Origin of the sequence: Streptomyces sp. Mut1, from assembly GCF_030719295.1 — a bacterium.
GTDB classification, from domain to species: Bacteria; Actinomycetota; Actinomycetes; order Streptomycetales; family Streptomycetaceae; genus Streptomyces; species Streptomyces castrisilvae.
The window spans coordinates 4530871-4547051 of record NZ_CP120997.1 but is presented as its reverse complement, the minus strand read 5'-3'; the positions used below and the strand labels follow the sequence as shown (position 1 = coordinate 4547051).

General features: G+C 73.6%; 14 protein-coding genes. 7 read left to right on the top strand and 7 right to left on the bottom strand.

What is annotated here, in order from left to right:
• Positions 1-259: 259 nt before the first annotated feature.
• Positions 260-835, top strand: coding sequence for an RNA polymerase sigma factor (locus P8A18_RS19670; RefSeq protein WP_306056218.1), 576 nt, complete (start codon positions 260-262; stop codon positions 833-835).
• Positions 832-2187, top strand: coding sequence for a zf-HC2 domain-containing protein (locus P8A18_RS19665; protein WP_306056216.1), 1356 nt, complete (start codon positions 832-834; stop codon positions 2185-2187). Before P8A18_RS19670 ends, P8A18_RS19665 begins: the two co-directional genes overlap by 4 nt.
• An 8-nt stretch (positions 2188-2195) precedes the next feature.
• On the opposite strand, the gene purU is transcribed toward P8A18_RS19665, so the two are convergent.
• Together purU and P8A18_RS19655 are read right to left on the bottom strand one after the other, a co-directional pair.
• Complete coding sequence (purU, locus tag P8A18_RS19660; protein WP_306056214.1) at positions 2196-3074, bottom strand: formyltetrahydrofolate deformylase; 879 nt, start codon at positions 3072-3074, stop codon at positions 2196-2198.
• Positions 3075-3102: 28 nt separating this feature from the next.
• Positions 3103-3549, bottom strand: coding sequence for an SCO4402 family protein (locus P8A18_RS19655; protein WP_018553115.1), 447 nt, complete (start codon positions 3547-3549; stop codon positions 3103-3105).
• 174 nt (positions 3550-3723) lie between these two features.
• Between P8A18_RS19655 and P8A18_RS19650 the strand changes: the two genes are divergently transcribed.
• Positions 3724-5004, top strand: a complete 1281-nt coding sequence (locus P8A18_RS19650) for an ABC transporter substrate-binding protein (protein ID WP_306056212.1) — start codon at positions 3724-3726, stop codon at positions 5002-5004.
• Positions 5005-5013: 9 nt separating this feature from the next.
• Here P8A18_RS19650 and P8A18_RS19645 read toward each other — a convergent pair whose 3' ends face one another.
• Positions 5014-6462: a hypothetical protein gene (locus P8A18_RS19645; protein WP_445978206.1), complete on the bottom strand. Its 1449-nt coding sequence runs from the start codon at positions 6460-6462 to the stop codon at positions 5014-5016.
• A 231-nt stretch (positions 6463-6693) separates the two neighbouring features.
• Positions 6694-8076 carry an NsdA family TPR-like regulatory protein gene (locus P8A18_RS19640; RefSeq protein WP_306056209.1) on the bottom strand — a complete coding sequence of 461 codons (1383 nt, stop codon included), beginning with the start codon at positions 8074-8076 and terminating at the stop codon, positions 6694-6696.
• A gap of 326 nt (positions 8077-8402) precedes the next feature.
• Between P8A18_RS19640 and P8A18_RS19635 the strand changes: the two genes are divergently transcribed.
• Genes P8A18_RS19635 through P8A18_RS19625 form a run of 3 tightly spaced genes read left to right on the top strand, consistent with a single transcriptional unit; the run spans position 8403 to position 11581 of the window.
• Positions 8403-9059: a bifunctional DNA primase/polymerase gene (locus tag P8A18_RS19635; protein ID WP_306056208.1), complete on the top strand. Its 657-nt coding sequence runs from the start codon at positions 8403-8405 to the stop codon at positions 9057-9059.
• Positions 9060-9101: 42 nt separating this feature from the next.
• Complete coding sequence (locus P8A18_RS19630) at positions 9102-9932, top strand: ABC transporter ATP-binding protein (RefSeq protein WP_306056206.1); 831 nt, start codon at positions 9102-9104, stop codon at positions 9930-9932.
• On the top strand, positions 9929-11581 hold the full coding sequence (locus P8A18_RS19625; protein ID WP_306056204.1) for a transporter: 1653 nt from the start codon (positions 9929-9931) through the stop codon (positions 11579-11581). The genes P8A18_RS19630 and P8A18_RS19625 overlap by 4 nt, the downstream gene beginning before the upstream one ends.
• A gap of 16 nt (positions 11582-11597) precedes the next feature.
• Here P8A18_RS19625 and P8A18_RS19620 read toward each other — a convergent pair whose 3' ends face one another.
• A complete protein-coding gene (locus tag P8A18_RS19620) occupies positions 11598-12491 on the bottom strand; it encodes an alpha/beta fold hydrolase (protein ID WP_306056203.1) in 894 nt (297 codons plus the stop codon).
• 587 nt (positions 12492-13078) lie between these two features.
• Complete coding sequence (locus tag P8A18_RS19615) at positions 13079-13771, bottom strand: iron-dependent transcriptional repressor DtxR (protein ID WP_018553123.1); 693 nt, start codon at positions 13769-13771, stop codon at positions 13079-13081.
• 185 nt (positions 13772-13956) lie between these two features.
• Here P8A18_RS19615 and P8A18_RS19610 point away from each other — a divergent pair, with 185 nt between their 5' ends.
• Entirely contained in the window at positions 13957-14712 is a 756-nt protein-coding gene (locus tag P8A18_RS19610) for an SIS domain-containing protein (protein WP_306056201.1), read from the top strand.
• Positions 14713-14743: 31 nt separating this feature from the next.
• Here P8A18_RS19610 and P8A18_RS19605 read toward each other — a convergent pair whose 3' ends face one another.
• Complete coding sequence (locus tag P8A18_RS19605) at positions 14744-16096, bottom strand: PAS domain S-box protein (RefSeq protein ID WP_306056199.1); 1353 nt, start codon at positions 16094-16096, stop codon at positions 14744-14746.
• Positions 16097-16181: the final 85 nt, after the last annotated feature.

The following is a 16181-nucleotide window of genomic DNA, read 5'->3' as shown; positions in this document are numbered from 1 at the left end:
CGTTCCTCCTCTCGCGGCTGCCCGCGAGTGGGCCTCGCGAAACCCCGGCCTCGTCAGGACGGCCCGGAAACGATTCCGGAGGAAATGATCATTTCGGATCCGGTTCCGTCGGCGCGCGCGGACTCATTCCCTACCATCCGGGGCCTCCGCAGGGACGTACTTGCCGTAAAGGGGCGTGCTCAGCGGGGGCGGCCGACTACATTCGGACGGGACGAGAGGGACAAGCGCGAGGTTTCGACGGCAGAGGGCTGGGGGTCGCATGGCCAAAAACGCACCACCCCGCTGGGACCGCAAGATGCAGCAGCGGCTGTCCCGCGGTGAGGCGGCCGCGCTCGGCGAGATCTACGACCGGTTCGCCTCCCTCGTCCACAGCCAGGCCAACCGGATGCTGAACGACGAGGACGCGGCGGACCTGGTCACCCGCGAGGTCTTCGGCCATGTCTGGGAGAACCCGGACGCCTACGACCCCAAGCAGGGCTCCATGCGGTCCTGGCTGGCCCACCTCACGCTCCGCGCGTCCGTCCGGCGGCTGCGGGACCGGGGCGACGCCGACGCGGACGAGCCCGATGATCCGGACGAGCTGGAGGAGCGGGTGCGCCGGGCCACCGCCGCGGCCCGCGCCGACTACATCGTGGCCTCCATGCCCGCCCCGCTGCGGGCCGCGCTGGAGCTGGCGTACGTCCAGCGCCGCGACTACCGGCAGACCGCGACGGACCTCGGCGTCACCGAGGACGAGGCGCGGCGCCGGCTGCGGCTCGGGCTGCAACTGCTGTCCACCGCCCATACCCGGCCGCTGGAGGGCGCCCCGCCGCCCGGATACGGGCGGGCCCTGTGAGCGGCGGCATTGATGACCGGGACGAGGGCGGGCGCGAGGAGGAGGTGCGGGGCGCCCGGCGCATACCGGGGCCACGGGCCCCCGCGGACGACTTCGCCGAGCTGAGCCGCCCGCCGGCGCCGAAGCCCGGTCCCGAGCCCGTATCGGAGCGTGAGCCTGTGTCGGAGCCGGTGCCAGGGCTTGTGTCCGAGCCGTCGGGGGACGGGGCCGATGGCCCGGTCGAGCCGCCGGCCCCGCTGCCGCACCGCGTGCTTCAGGCGCTGCTCGGGGCCTGGGCGCTGGCCGCGTGTTCGGCGGAGGAGACCGAGGCCGTCGAGGCGCACCTCACGGAGTGCGCGCCCTGTGCGGACGAGGCGCTGCGGCTGCGGGACGCGGTCGGGCTGCTGCACACGGACCGGCCCCTGGATCTCGACCCGCTGCTCAGGTCGCGGGTGCTGGAGAGCTGTCTGAGCCGGCGGCCCGCCAGGATCCCGGTGCCGGACTGGGCCACCCCGTACGACGCGGAGACGGCGCGGCTGGACGCGCTGCTGCGGGACATCGGGGGCTCGGAGTGGCACGCGCCGGTGCGGCTGAAGTGGTTCGAGGGCGAGCGCGGGGTGCAGCGCAGGACGACGGTCGCCGGGGTGATCGGGCACCTGATGACCGTGGACGGCCTGGTCAGCGCGGCGCTCGGGCTGGACGACCCGCTGGCCGGGAGCCGCCCGCGCGGGGGTGAGGGGGTGCCGCTCGCGCCGACACCGCGCACCGAGTCGTACTGGGCCCGTGCCCCCATCCCGCCCACCCGCGCGGTGCGCGAGCCGTGGCGCGAGCAGAGCCACACCCTGATCCGGACGGTGTCCTTCGCGGGGCGCGACGTCTCGGAGCTGTCCGTGTCGTACGGGGACTTCGCGCTGCCGTTGCAGGACGCCCTGCTGGACCGGGCCTTCGAGTGCTGGGTGCACGCGGGGGACATCGCGCAGGCGGTGGACTATCCGTACGAGCCGCCGTCCGCCGGACATCTGCACCGGATGATCGACCTCGCGGTCCGGATGCTGCCCGCCGCGCTGGCGGGGCGGCGGCGGTCGGGGCTCGCGGGGCCGGCCCGTCAGTTGGTGGCGGCGGGGTCCCCGGGGCGCTCGCTGCATCTGGAGATCGAGGGCTCGGGCGGCGGCGACTGGTACGTCGCGCTGGACTCCCCCGCCGCCCTCGGCTCCCCGGACCACACGGTGGCGCAGGTCGCGCTGGACGGGGTGGAGTTCTGCCGGCTGGTGGCCGGGCACGTGCCGCCCGTGGAGGCGGCGGCCGGCCAGCACGGGGACCGCGACGCGATCCAGGACGTGCTGTTCGCGGCCGCCTCGCTCAGCCGGCTGTGAGACAGCCCTTACGCGAAGACCACCGTGCGGCGGCCGTTGAGGAGGATGCGGCGTTCCGCGTGCCACTTCACCGCGCGCGCCAGCGCCTGGCACTCCACGTCGCGGCCGATGGCGACGAGCTGGTCCGGTGTCACGCCGTGGCCGACGCGCTCGACCTCCTGCTCGATGATCGGCCCCTCGTCCAGGTCGGCCGTCACGTAGTGCGCGGTGGCGCCGATGAGCTTCACACCGCGCGCGTGCGCCTGGTGGTAGGGCTTGGCGCCCTTGAAGCTCGGCAGGAACGAGTGGTGGATGTTGATGATCCGGCCGCTCAGCTGCTTGCACAGGTCGTCCGAGAGGACCTGCATGTAGCGGGCCAGGACGACCAGCTCGACGTTCTCCTCGCGGACCAGCTCCAGCAGCTCGGCCTCGGCCTGCGCCTTGTTGTCCCGGGTCACCGGGATGTGCCGGAAGGGCACGTCGTACGAGGCGACCAGCTCGGCGAAGTCGGGGTGGTTGGAGACGACGGCGGCGATCTCGACCGGCAGGGCACCGGTCCGGGAGCGGAAGAGCAGGTCGTTGAGGCAGTGGCCGAACTTGCTGACCATCAGCACGATCCGCATCCGCTCCGAGGACCGGTGGATCTGCCAGTCCATGGCGAAGGAGTCGCCGATCGCGGCGAAGCTCGCCCGCAGCTTGTCGACGGTGACCGGGTTGCCCGCCGAGAAGTGGACGCGCATGAAGAACAGACCCGTGTCGTGGTCCCCGAACTGCTGACTGTCCTCGATGTTGCAGCCGGTCATGAAGAGATAGCTCGACACGGCGTGCACGATGCCCTGTTTGTCGGGGCAGGACAGGGTCAGGACGTACTGCTCGGGGACGGTGTCAGCAGGCTGCGGCGCGGTCATCCCCGTAGCGTGCCACACCGTCGGCGGTTCAGGCGGTCCTGGTCATGATGCGGAGCACGTCCAGGGAGTGCGGCGGTACGTCGGGGTCCTCGCCGTCGTTCGTGGCGAGCAGCACATGGGCCTCGCGGGCGGCCCTGACCGCCTCCGGCCAGCCGTGGTGCTCCAGGTAGGCGGAGACGGGGGCGTCCGCGCCGACCTGGTGCATGATGCGCAGCACCCGCAGCACGGCGGCGTCGACGAGGGCGGCCTCGCCGGGGTCCCTGAATATGGTGCCGACGTACTTCTCGGCGGACCAGTTGTCGAGCCAGGTGTCCTCGACCAGGCGGTACACGGCGTCGGTGACGTCGCCGTATCCCTCCCGGCCGGCCAGCCAGCACTCGTGGTGGAAGACGGGGTCGGAGAGCATGTGCAGCGCCGAGCGCACGTTGCTGCGCCAGCGCCACCACGGAAGGTCGTTGAGCGGCATGCCGCCCATGGTGGAGGAGCGACGGCCGCGACGGGAAGAGTTCTCGGAACCTTGCTGCACGGTTGTCGATCGTACGTTCCCTTTCCGGCCTTCCGTACAGGCCCCTGCCGTTCACCGTGACGTCACCGAGCGTTGAGGACGGCACACCGTGGCGTTACCCGGGGCCGGGAAGGGTCTGGGTCCATGACCGGACGGCGACGCCCCCCTTCCTTCCGCCCTTCCAGAACACTCACCGGTGCGGTGGCGGCGGGGACCCTGCTGCTGTCCGGCTGCGGCGCGCTCCCTGGGGGATCGGGGGACTCCAGGGAGCCCGTCACCGTCGTCACCTGGGCGCCGGGCGGCGACTCGGCCCCGGAGGCGGCGAACATGGCGGGGATGACCGCGATGGCGCAGGCGTACGGCCGCTGGGTCAACGCCTCGGGCGGGATCGACGGGCACGAGCTGCGCGTCGTCACCTGTGACGAACAGGACACCTCGCGCGGCGCGGCGGCCTGTGCGCGCCGGGCCGTCGAGGAGGAGGCCGTCGCGGTCCTCGGTTCCTACAGCCGGCACGGGCGGTCGTTCATGGCCCCGCTGGAGGCCGCCGGAATCCCGTACATCGGCGGCTACGGCGCCTCCGACGAGGAGTTCCGCAGCTACATGGCCTACCCGCTGACCGGCGGCCAGTCCGCGCTCATGGCCGGCAACGCCGAGCAGCTCTCCGGCGACTGCGACCGGGTCGCGCTGGTGCGCCCGGACACGCTGAGCGGCGACAGCCAGGCGTGGCTGCTGCGCACCGGCCTCACCGGGGCCGGCCGGCCCGCCCCGCTCGACATACCGGCGGCCGAGGGCGCCACCTCCTACGACGAGGAGGCCGGGCGGGCGCTGTCGGACGCGGGCACGGGCGGCGGCTGTGTGACGTCGGTGCTCGGCGACCGCACGGAGACGTTCTTCGACTCCTTCCGGCGGCTGGAGCCGGCCGGCGCGCGGGTGCGCGTCTCCTCGGTGCTCGGCAGCGTCGGGCAGCCGCTCATCGACCGCACGGGCGGCCGGAACAGCCCGTTCGAGGGGGCGTACGTCACCGGCTGGTACCCGGCCCCGGGCGACAAGCGGTGGGACGCCATGCGGAAGGTGATCCGCGAGCACGCCTTCGGCGACAACCGGATCGACCCGGACGACACGGGCGTGCAGACCACCTGGATCGCGTACACCGCGCTGAAGTCGGTCGTCGAGTCGCTGCACGAGGAGCGGGTCACCGCCGGGAAGGTCACCCAGGCCCTCGTCAAGGGCCTGCGCGTCGACACCGGCGGCCTCACACCCCGGCTGCGCTGGCGCTACGAGGACACGCTCGGCTCGGAGGCGTACCCGCGCATCGTCAACAGCAAGGTGACCTTCCAGGTCGTGCGCGACGGGCGGCTGGTCGCCGCGAGGAAGGGCTTCGTGGACGTCACCCGGACCCTCGCGGACGCCAGCGCGACCCGCTGACCCGGCCGCTCAGAGCGCGGTCGCCTCGCGCTTGGTCAGGTCGTACTTGGCCGCGATGGCGTTCCACAGGGTGGCCGCCTGCCGCTTGGCCGTGCTCGCCTCTTCGCTCTTCACGGTCGCCTGCTGGGTGTGCGAGGTCGTACGGGCGTGGCCGTCCTTGCACACCTTCTTGCTCTTGGCCTGCCTGGCCCACGCGGCGTAGTGGTCGTCGGCGGACGCGGACGCCTTCCACGCCTTGGTGAGCGCGGCGGTCAGCCGGTCGTGGTTCGGCAGCTTGTCGAGCGTCAGGCCCTCCAGGCGCGTCACCAGGTCGCGGCGCTGCTGCGCGGCGCCCTTCAGGTCGGACACGGCCTTGTCCAGTTCGGTGCAGGACTTGGTCTTCTCGACCGCCCCGATGACCGCCGCCCGGCTGTTGTTGCTGTCCGCGAGGAGCTTGTCGAGCTCCTCCGCCTGCGGCTTGGCCGGGTCGGGCGCCGGCTCCTCCTTGGCCGGCTCGGAGGCGGCCGGTGAACTCGCCGAAGCCACCGGCTGCTTGGCGTCCTTGTCGTCATCGTCGCCGCCGCTCATCAGCGCGCCCGCGCCGAGCCCGATCACCGCGCAGCCCACGACGACCGCCGCGATCAGCGGAACCGCCGCGGACTTCTTGCGCCGCCCGCCGTCCCCGTCCCCGTTCTGCGGCAGCCCGTCCTCCGGGCCGGAGTACGGGGGCTGCGGCGGCTGCTGGTAGGACTGCTGCGGCGGCGGGCCCGCCTGGTACGGCTGCTGCTGCGGCGGGCCCGCCTGGTAGGGCTGCTGCGGTGCCTGGTGCTGCTGCGCCGGGTCGAACCGGGGCATCTGCTGGGTGGCGCCCTCGGGCGCGTCGCTGCGGAAGAGGTTGTCGAACTCGGCGGGCGGCTGCCGCTCGCCGGGCGCCCCGGGCCGGATGCCGTACGGGGCGCCGCCGGGGACCGGGGGGATGTACTGGGTCGCGTCGGCGTCCGGGCCGCCCTGCGCGGGGGGCGCGGCGTGCGCGCCGGGCTGCTGGTAGCCCTGCTGCGGGCCGTGGCCCAGGAACCGGGTGGACTCCGCGGGGTTCTCCGGCGGCAGCCCGCCGGGCGCCGGGCCCGCGGGTATCGGCGCGATGTACTGCGTGGCGTCGGCGTCGCCGCCGGGGGCCGCGCCGTGGCCCGCCTCGGGCGGCAGCGGCTGGGCGTACGGCTGCTGCTGTCCCTGGCCGTACGCGGGCGGCTGCTGCCCGTGGTCGTACCCGCCCTGGCCGTAGCCGTCCTGCCCGCCGTACTGGCCCTGCTGCCCGGAGGCGTCGTAGGGGGGCTGTTGGCCCTGCCCGCCGTACGGGTCCTGGCCGGCGCCGTCCTGCGGGCCCCAGGGCTGCCCCCACGGCTGACCGCCGGCCGGTACGGCCCTGCCGTCCGCCGCTCCCCCCGGCGTCCAGGGTTCGCCGCCGTCCGAGGGCAGCACGACACCCTCGTGTGCGGGTCGTACAGCAGGGAGCTGCTGCTCGTCGCCCTGTCCGCTCTGCGTCACCGGGACTCCTACGTGTCAACTATGGAATCGTCGGCTCACGCTATCGGGTGGCAGCCGCCGTTCGCCAAGTGCCCGTGGTCCCTCGCGTACCCCGCATCCCGGGGTGTAACGCCCCGCCCCCTCACGACGCAGTTAAGGGGGCGTTCCGCACCGGAGAGGGCGCCGTCAGGCCGCCTGGAGCTCCAGACGGGCGCCGAACTCCCGGACCGCCGGCTCGTCCCCGTACGGCAGCAGGCGCTGCTGGAGGTCGTCCAGATATTCCGCGCCCCGGCTGGAGCGCACCGTGCCCAGCAGCTCCATCGCCCGCGTCCCCGTGTGGCAGGCCTGCTCCACCTCCCGCAACTGCACCTGGGCCGTGGCCAGCAGCGCGAGGCCGATGCCCCGGCGGCGGGCCCGGGACTCCGGGTGGCCGTCCAGGGACTCCTTCGCCCGGCGCGCGGCGGCCTCGGCCTGGCCGAGGTCCCGGTGGCAGTGCGCCAGTTCGTCCGCGAGGTAGGCGTGGTCGAAGTGGGCGATCCAGTCGGGGTCGTCCCCGGTGTCCGGCTCGGCCCGCTCCAGCGCCGCCTGGGCCCGCCCCGCCACCTCCTGGCAGGTGCGCCCGTCGCCGAGCAGGGCGTGACCGCGGGCCTCCGCCGCGTAGAACATCGCCTCCGCCCTGGGCGTGACCCGGCCGCGCGCGCCCTCCTGAGCGGCCCGCGCCAGCTGCGCGATCTCGCGCGGATTGCCGAGCTGCGCCGCCAGGTGGCTCATCGAGGCGGCCAGCACATAGCCGCCGTAGGCGCGGTCGCCGGCCGCCTGGGCGAGGCGCAGGGCCTGGATGTAGTAGCGCTGGGCCAGACCCGGCTGGCCCGTGTCGACCGCCATGTATCCGGCGAGTTCGGTGAGCCGGGCGACCGCCGCGAACAGCTGGCGGCCCGTCGATTCGCGGTACGCGCCCGAAACCAGCCCGGAGACCACGCTGTTGAGGTAGTGCACCAGGACCGGGCGCACATGGCCGCTGCCGAAGCGGTGGTCGAGGTCGACCAGCGCGGACGTCGTCGCCCGTACCGCCTCCACGTCCGACATCCCGACCCGGGACCCTGACGCCCGCGCGACCTGTGGGTCCGCGCCCGTGATCAGCCAGTCGCGGCTGGGCTCCACCAGCGCGGACGAGGCGACCGTCGAGCCGGACAGGAAGTCGCGGCGGCCGACGTCGCTGCGCCACAGCTCGCAGACCTGCTCGATGGCCCCGATGACCGTCGGGGCGAACTGGAGGCCGACGCCCGAGGCCAGGTTCTTCCCGTTGGCCATGCCGATCTCGTCGATCGTGACCGTACGGCCCAGCTTGCGGCCCAGCGCCTCGGCGATGATGCCCGGCGCCCGGCCGCGCGGCTGCTGGCCGCGCAGCCAGCGGGCCACGGAGGTCTTGTCGTAGCGGAGGTCGAGACCGCGCTCGGTCCCGACCATGTTGACGCGGCGGGCCAGGCCCGCGTTGGAGCATCCGGCTTCCTGGATGAGCGCCTGGAGCCGTTCGTTCGGCTGGCGTGCGACGAGAGGCCTGGCTGCCATGTGTGTCCCCCTGAGGCCGCAGTGATCGGTGATGCGATCACTGCCCGACATATGCCTGAGAAATGCGCCGATTCATCGTGTTGGTCACTTTCATCGCGACTCACCCCAATTCGCCGCGACAACCGCCTAAAATGCCGCGCGAACCCGGTCGTCCGAATGTCCCGTAAGCAGTTACCCACCCCCGGCCCGGACTTCTCCCACGCGCCCCCGCCCATGCATCCGTGCGCCCCGCATGCGGTTGCGGGCGCCCGCGTCCGCGCCCGGCGCGCCCGTAACTCTTCGTGAAGCCCGTAGTTGAGCTGAACGTGGAAGAGCCCATCGGAGTCATGGAAACCGCACAGGTCCCCCGGCAGCGCGTCGAGCAACTGCTCGACGCCGCCGTGCGGTACACGGAGGAACGGCACTGGGACGTGTGCCCCGGCACCTGGCTGGAGACGGTCGACGGCGCCCGGCGGTGCTCGTGCGGCGAGGCCGGCTGTGCCGCGCCCGGCGCGCACCCGGCCCGCGCCGACTGGGCGAAGGGCGCCACCGGCAGCGGCGCGGCGGCCCGCCGGATGTGGACGCGGCACCCGGGCGCGGCCGTCCTGCTGCCGGCCGGGCGGGCGTTCGACGCGGTCGACGTGCCGGAGTCGGCCGGGTTCCTGGCGCTCGCCCGGATGGAGCGGATGAGCCTGCCGCTCGGGCCCGTCACCCGCACCCCCGACCGCCGCATGCAGTTCTTCGTCCTGCCCGGCGCCGCCGCCAAGGTGGAGGACCTGGTGCGCCGGGCCGGGTGGAACGCGGCGGCGATCGGCCTGCGCGGGGTCGGCGAGGGCGGCTACGTCACGGCGCCGCCCACCCGGGTCGGCGGCGCGGGAGCGGTGCAGTGGGCCCGCTCGCCCACGACCGCCAACCGCTGGCTGCCCGAGGTGGAGGAGCTGATCAGCCCGCTGGCCTACGCCTGCGGACGGGCGGCGGCGGACGTCCGGGAGAGCCTTTCGTAGGGTGGCCCCCACGTACGTACGGGGACTTCGAAAGGCGTGCACATGCCAGACCAGGCACAACACGACGTAACGGACCGGACCGCCGGGCCCGGCGCACCGCGGGCGGCACCGCCCGCGGTGCGCGTCGAGGGGCTGTGGAAACGATTCGGCGAACAGACGGCCGTCGCCGGGATCGACCTGGAGCTGCCGGCCGGCAAGTTCATCGGACTGGTCGGCCCCAACGGGGCGGGCAAGACCACCACGCTCTCCATGGTCACCGGCCTGCTCCGCCCGGACCAGGGCAGGATCGAGATCGGCGGACGCGACGTCTGGCGCGATCCGGTCGAGGTGAAGTCCCGGATCGGCGTCCTGCCCGAGGGCCTGCGCCTCTTCGAACGCCTCTCCGGCCGCGAACTCCTCGCGTACACCGGGCGGTTGCGCGGGCTCCCGGGCCACGAGGTCGACAGCCGCGCCACCCAGCTGCTGGACGTGCTGGACCTGGCGGGCTCCCAGCACAAGCTGGTCATCGACTACTCGACGGGCATGCGGAAGAAGATCGGGCTCGCGGCCGCGCTGCTGCACAACCCCGAAGTCCTCTTCCTGGACGAGCCGTTCGAGGGCGTCGACCCCGTCTCCGCGCAGACCATCCGCCAGGTCCTGGAGCGCTACACCGGCTCCGGCGCGACCGTGGTCTTCTCCAGCCATGTGATGGAACTGGTCGAGTCGCTCTGCGACTGGGTGGCCGTCATGGCGGCCGGAACGATCCGGGCCCGGGGCACCCTGGCCGAGGTGCGCGGCGACGCGCCCTCCCTCCAGAACGCCTTCCTGGAGCTGGTCGGCGCCGGCGACCGCGACACCGGCGAGACCCTCGACTGGCTGGGCGGCGCCCGATGAGCGTGCTCGACGCCCCGGCCGGCACCGGCCCCCGTCCGCGCGCCACGGACCGCGGTACGGGACTGGTCCCCGTCTTCGCCCGGCTCAAGCTGACCCTCCTGCGCAACGGGCTGCGCCAGTCCGCCGGGCGCCGGGCCGCCTACATCGCCTCGGTCGTCGGTGCCGTGCTGATCGCGCTGGGCCAGGTGCTCGGGCTCGTCCTGCTGCGCGGCAACGCCCACGCGAGCTCCGTGACCGTGCTGCTCATCGCGATCCTGGCGCTCGGCTGGGCCGTGATGCCGCTGTTCCTCGGCGCCGGTGACGAGACCCTGGACCCGACCCGGCTCGTCATGCTGCCGCTGCGGCCCCGGCCGCTGATCGTCGCGCTGCTGGTGTCCTCGCTGATCGGCATCGGGCCGCTGTTCACGGTGTGCCTGGCGGCCGGCTCGGTGGCCGCCGTGGCCCACGGGGCGGGCGCGGTGGTCTTCGCCGTCCTGGCCACCCCGCTGGCCCTGCTCGTCTGCGTGGCCCTGGCCCGCTGTGTCACCACCGCCAACTCCCGCCTCCTCACCTCCCGCAAGGGCCGCGACCTGGCGGTGCTCAGCGGGCTGGTCATCGCGGTGGGCATCCAGGTCGTGAACTTCGGCGTGCAACGCCTCGGCCGGGCGGGCGGCCTCTCCTCGCTCGACCCGACGGCGGACGTGGTGCGCTGGCTGCCGCCCGCGTCGGCGATCGGATCCGTGCACTCCGCATCCCAGGGGGCGTACGGGCGGGCCGTCGTGCAGTTGCTGCTCACCGTCGCCGCGCTCGTCCTGCTGCTGTGGCTGTGGCAGCGCACCCTGACGAAGCTGATGACCGCGCCGGACGGCTCGACGGTCGCCGCCGCCGACCCGGAGCGCAAGAAGTCCGGCCGGGGCGGCGAAGGCCTGTGGGCGCTGTTCCCCGAGGGGCGCACCGGCACGGTGATGCAGCGGACCCTGCGGTACGTGGCACGGGACCCGAAGACCAAGGCCGCGTGGGTGACCGCGCTGGCCGTCGGGCTGATCGTGCCGGTGCTCAACGCGGTGCAGGGCACGGGCTCGGTGTACTTCGCGTGCTTCTGCGCCGGGATGCTCGGCATCCAGATGTACAACCAGTTCGGACAGGACACCTCCGCGTTCTGGATGGTGGCCCTGACGATTTCGTCCCCCCGGGACGCGTACCTCGAACTGCGGGCGCGGGCGCTCGCGCTGCTGCTGATCACCCTGCCGTACACGGTGCTCGTGTCGGTGGTGACGTCGGCGCTGCTGAAGGACTGGGTGCGGCTGCCGGGGGTCATGGGCCTGTCGCTCGCGCTGCTGGGCGCGATGCTGGCGACGGGAGCGGTGGCCTCGGTGAACTACCCGTACTCGGTCCCGCAGGAGGGCGCGTTCAAGAACGTGGCGCCGGGGCAGGCCGGGCTGGCCTGGATCTCGATCCTCGGCGGCATGGTGTCGGCGGCGCTGCTGAGCGCCCCGGTGATCGCCCTGACGATCGGCCTGCACGTCTCGGGCTCCGAGGACCTGCTGTGGCTCGTGGTGCCGGTGGGGGCCGTGTACGGGGCACTGATCGCCTGGGGCGGGCTGCGGCTGGCGGCCCCGCGCATGGCCGAGCGGCTGCCGGAGATCCTGGGGGCGGTCAGCAAGGGCTGAGGGCGGAACCGGGGGCCTACGGAGAGACCGGCTCCCGGTCGCCCTTCGCGTCCTCGGCCAACTGCTCCAGGAAGGGCTCGACCGCGGCGCGCCACTCATCGGGCCGGTCGAAGTGGATGAGATGGCCGGCGTCGGCCACCTCGGCGTACTGCCCGCGCGGCAGGACCCGGACCATCTCCTGCGCCTCCGCCCGGCCCAGCTCGCCGTCCAGGCCGCGCAGCACCAGCGTCGGGCACCTGACCTGGGCCAGCTCCTCCCAGTGCGCGTCGAACACCCAGGTGGCGCGGGATTCGAGCATCTGCCGGCGGGAGAAGACGGGCCGCCACCCGTCGGCGTGCTCGGTCATCACCTGGGCGTAGAACTCGCCGCGCGACGGGTTGGGGCGCTCCACCCAGGGGTCGTCCTCACCGAACCACTGCCGTACGGCGTCGAGCGAGGCGAACGGCAGCGGCCAGGTGTCGAACCAGTCGGCCCACTCGCGCTGCGAGGCCGCGCCGAGCGCGGAGGCCCGCATGTCGCAGATGACCAGCGCGCGGACCAGGTCGGGGCGCTTGGCGGCGAGCTGCCAGGCGGTGAGGGCGCCCATGGAGTGCCCGATGAGGGTGACCGGGGCGAGGCCCAGCTGTTCGACCGCCGCCTCGGCGTCGCCCACGTAGGCGTCCCGGGTGTACGGGCCGTCGGCCGGCTTCCCGCTGGCGCCGTGGCCGCGCTGGTCGAGGCCGACCGGGCGGTGGCGCTCGGCGAGCCAGCGGGTGCCGGCCGCCCAGTGCGAGGCGCGGCCCATCAGGCCGTGCAGCATTAAGACGCCGGGGGCCCGGTCACCGGCCGGGCTCTCCTCGGGCGGGTCGGCGAACTCCCAGGCCGCGAGGCGTACGCCGTCGGTTCCGGTCACATCGATGCGCCGCGCCATAGTTTCAGGCACCCCCTTCTGTCCCCTCGGTCACCGGGTGGTCGTCTCGGCCAGACTATCGAACTCTTATTCGAAAACCGGGATCTGCCGACCAACACCGCTCGTTCGAGTGACTGCTTCCCAGGATTGACGGCCGCAGCTGCGGGGAGACCTCATGCGGGAGGCGGGCCACTCGGGGATGAGGGCCCACGGGACCGACCTTGAGAGCTCGGGGCTCCAGGTCGGACACAGGGGAGGACAGGCCCCGGCGCCTTGCGGCGCCGGGGCCATCCGTTTCCCGGGCCGGCCGCTTCCGGGGCGCCTCCACCGCAGGCCGGGACCGCTCGTACGACGGGTGCATTCAGGCTCCCCTCCCCGGCCGCGGCCCGGCAGCCGACACTCTCAGCTACCCCTCCACCACAGCCTGGCACGCGGGGCGCCTACGCGCTGCGGTTCCGGACGGAAAAAGAAAAACCGGGCATCGGCGGCCACGGCCGCCGGTGCCCGGTCTCCCCGGAACCCCGTGGTTCCTAGGGACTGTCCGGCGGATCTTCGCGGGCCCACGACGCCTGGTGCGGGCTGATCCACGAAGATCCGCCGGACAGGCCCTAACGCTTGGCCACGAAGACGTGCGAGGCGATCTCCGTGTCCAGTTCCGCCGCCTCGCCGCTGCTGCCGACCAGCACACCGCCGGGCGACTGCGTCACGCTGACCACCGAACCGGGCTGCACGCCCGCCCGCCGCAGCGTGTACATCAGCTGGGCGTCCGTCTGGATCGGCTCACCGATCCGGCGGACCACCACCGTCTTGCCCTCGCTCCCCGGGTCGAGCTCGGACAGGCTCACCATGCCCTCGTCGAGGAACGGGTCGGCCTCGGCCTTCTCGCCCAGCTCCTCAAGGCCCGGGATCGGGTTCCCGTACGGCGACTCCGTCGGGTGGCGCAGCAGCTCCAGCACCCGCCGCTCCACCGCCTCGCTCATCACGTGTTCCCAGCGACATGCCTCCGCGTGGACCTGCTCCCACTCCAGGCCGATCACATCGACCAGCAGGCACTCGGCCAGCCGGTGCTTGCGCATGACGCGGGTCGCCAGCCGGCGGCCCTCCTCCGTCAGCTCCAGATGCCGGTCACCCGCGACCTGCACCAGGCCGTCGCGCTCCATCCGCGCCACGGTCTGGCTGACGGTGGGACCGCTCTGGTCCAGCCGTTCCGCGATCCGGGCGCGCATGGGGACCACACCTTCCTCTTCGAGTTCGAGGATGGTGCGGAGATACATCTCCGTTGTGTCGATCAGTCCGGACATTCGTGCCCCTCAGATGCAGTCGTGCGCTGGCCCTCCACCAATTCTGACGCATCGCGCGGGTAACCGTGCCTCGCCGGTCGTCCCCAGCACGCTGCGGTATTGACATGTCACTGGTCCAGACCGCAACGTGATCGGCGGTACGGACGCCCCATGGACATCTCACCCCGCCGGAAAGGTCCTCCTCGATGAGCGAAAGCAAGCTCGCCGGTCAGTTCTTCGACGCAGCGATCGGCCTGCTGGGGAGGGTGCGCGACGAGGAGGCCGAGAGCATCGCCGCCGCCGGCGCCGCCATCGCGGACACCGTCGCCGCGGGCGGCCGGCTCTTCGCCTTCGGCGCCGGGCACTCCTCGCTCGCCGCCCAGGACGTCGTCTACCGTGCGGGCGGGCTCGCCCTGATGAACCTGATGGCCGTCCCCGGCGCCCTCGGTGTCGACGTCATGCCGGCGACCCTGGGCTCCGCGCTGGAACGCGTGGACGGCCTCGCGGGCGCGGTCCTGGACTCCAGCCCCGCGAAGGCGGGCGACGTCCTCGTGATCATCTCGCTCTCCGGGCGCAACGCCCTTCCCGTCGAGATGGCGATGAACGCGCGGGCGCTCGGCCTGAAGGTCATCGGCGTCACCTCGGTCGCGTACGCCACCGAGACCCGGTCCCGGCACAGCTCGGGCGGCTTCCTGCGGGACCACTGCGACATCGTCCTCGACAGCAAGATCGCGGTCGGCGACGCGGAGCTGGAGGTGGACGGCATCGAGGCGCCGTTCGCCCCGGCGTCCACCGTGGTCACCAGCGCGATCATGCAGGGCATGATGGCGGCGGCCGCGGAAGGGCTGCTGGAGCGGGGCGTGGAGCCGCCGCTGCTGCGCTCGGGGAACGTGGACGGCGGGCACGAGTGGAACGGGCGCGTGATGGCGCAGTACGCGGACCGGATCTTCTACCGGCACTGAGCCGCGGGCCGCCCGCGCGGCGGTCGCCTCCTCAGCCGCCGGACGGGCCGGTCGCCCGGTGCAGGTCCACCGAGGCGGCCACCCGGTCCGCGACGCTCTCCGCGTACACCGCGTCCGGCCGCTCGAAGGCGGCCCGGTGGGCGGAGCGCAGGAAGGTGACCACGCCCAGGGTCCGGCCCCGGCTGCGCAGCACCGCGCACAGCGCGTGCACCGCGTCGGCGGGCCACTGCCGCTGCTTCGCCCACTCCCCGTCCGTACGCGCGGCCCCCGCCGACGCCCGCACCGAGCCCGTACGGTCCACCGCCCGGAGGGCCGGGTGGCCCGGCGCGTACCGCAGCGGGATGCCGCCGCCGGCCACCGGCAGGCAGGGTCCCGGCGCGTCGGCCGGGGTGGCGGCGGCCCGTACCAGCCGCTCCCCCGCCACCAGGTCGATCAGCGCGTGGTCGGCGAACCCGGCCAGCGCGTAGTCGAGGGAGGTCGTCGCCGCCTCCATGGGGTCCTCGCACTCGGCGGCCGACCGCGAGGCGCGGTGCAGCTGGTTGGAGCGGAAGCGCACCCGGTCCGCCTCCTGGGCCGCGAGCTTCACCGCCGTCACGTCCTGGAAGACCCAGCCGGCCCCCAGCGGCACCGGCTCCTCGGTGAGCGGCGAGGCGAGCCGCAGGAAACCGCTGCGCCAGCAGCGCCGGCGTGAGCCCTCGCCGCCCCGCAGCGTCACCCACAGCTCGGCGGGGGCGGGCGGCGCGCCCTCGGCCAGCACGTGCTGGAGCGCGCCCTCCAGCTCCTCCACCCCCTGGGCGATCAGCTCGCCGAGCGGGCGCCCCAGCAGCGTCGTGCGGCCGCCGCCCAGGACACGGGCCGCGTACGCGTTGACGACGGTGGGGCGCAGGTCCACGTCGACCAGGACCACACCCCAGGAGGCGTCCTCGAACAGCGCCTCGCTGAGGGCGATGGCCCGCTCCAGGTCGATCTGGGCGTGGACCTCGCTGAACGCGCAGTACACCCCGGCCGGTCCGCCGTCCGCGCCCCGCACCCCGGCGGACTGGGTGCGGACGAGGACCCGGCCGCCGTCCTTGCGCAGCAGCGCGAACTCGTGGACCTGCCGGCCCGGCGCGTCCATGACGGCCATGAGCCGGCCCCGCACCTCGTCCGCGTCGGCCCGGCGCACGGCCCAGCCGGCGAATCCGGGCCGCCCCACGGCCTCCTCGGCGGACCAGCCGAGGATGCGCTCCGCCTCGCGGTTCCAGTGGGTGACGGTGCCCTCCGCGTCGAACGCGCAGAGCGCCGCGTCCATCCCGTCGAGGAGGGCCGCCAGCAGCTCCGCCCCCGGAACCGGCTCGGGGCCGAGCGCGTCGTCGGTCGTCCCCCTGCTCGTGGAAGCGCTCATCCCGGACCCCCTGCAGGACGTGTCCGCCATTGCCGCACGTCAGACCATTGAACTCGAACGTGACCCAGCACACAGCGACTTCCCC

Excerpts from the sequence above, each read along its gene's own strand:
- P8A18_RS19670 (WP_306056218.1), top strand. The coding sequence starts at position 260 with ATGGCCAAAAACGCACCACCCCGCTGGGACCGCAAGATGCAGCAGCGG.
- purU (WP_306056214.1), bottom strand. The coding sequence starts at position 3,074 with ATGACCGCGCCGCAGCCTGCTGACACCGTCCCCGAGCAGTACGTCCTG.
- P8A18_RS19655 (WP_018553115.1), bottom strand. The coding sequence starts at position 3,549 with ATGGGCGGCATGCCGCTCAACGACCTTCCGTGGTGGCGCTGGCGCAGC.
- P8A18_RS19650 (WP_306056212.1), top strand. The coding sequence starts at position 3,724 with ATGACCGGACGGCGACGCCCCCCTTCCTTCCGCCCTTCCAGAACACTC.
- P8A18_RS19640 (WP_306056209.1), bottom strand. The coding sequence starts at position 8,076 with ATGGCAGCCAGGCCTCTCGTCGCACGCCAGCCGAACGAACGGCTCCAG.
- P8A18_RS19635 (WP_306056208.1), top strand. The coding sequence starts at position 8,403 with ATGGAAACCGCACAGGTCCCCCGGCAGCGCGTCGAGCAACTGCTCGAC.
- P8A18_RS19630 (WP_306056206.1), top strand. The coding sequence starts at position 9,102 with ATGCCAGACCAGGCACAACACGACGTAACGGACCGGACCGCCGGGCCC.
- P8A18_RS19625 (WP_306056204.1), top strand. The coding sequence starts at position 9,929 with ATGAGCGTGCTCGACGCCCCGGCCGGCACCGGCCCCCGTCCGCGCGCC.
- P8A18_RS19620 (WP_306056203.1), bottom strand. The coding sequence starts at position 12,491 with ATGGCGCGGCGCATCGATGTGACCGGAACCGACGGCGTACGCCTCGCG.
- P8A18_RS19615 (WP_018553123.1), bottom strand. The coding sequence starts at position 13,771 with ATGTCCGGACTGATCGACACAACGGAGATGTATCTCCGCACCATCCTC.
- P8A18_RS19610 (WP_306056201.1), top strand. The coding sequence starts at position 13,957 with ATGAGCGAAAGCAAGCTCGCCGGTCAGTTCTTCGACGCAGCGATCGGC.
- P8A18_RS19605 (WP_306056199.1), bottom strand. The coding sequence starts at position 16,096 with ATGAGCGCTTCCACGAGCAGGGGGACGACCGACGACGCGCTCGGCCCC.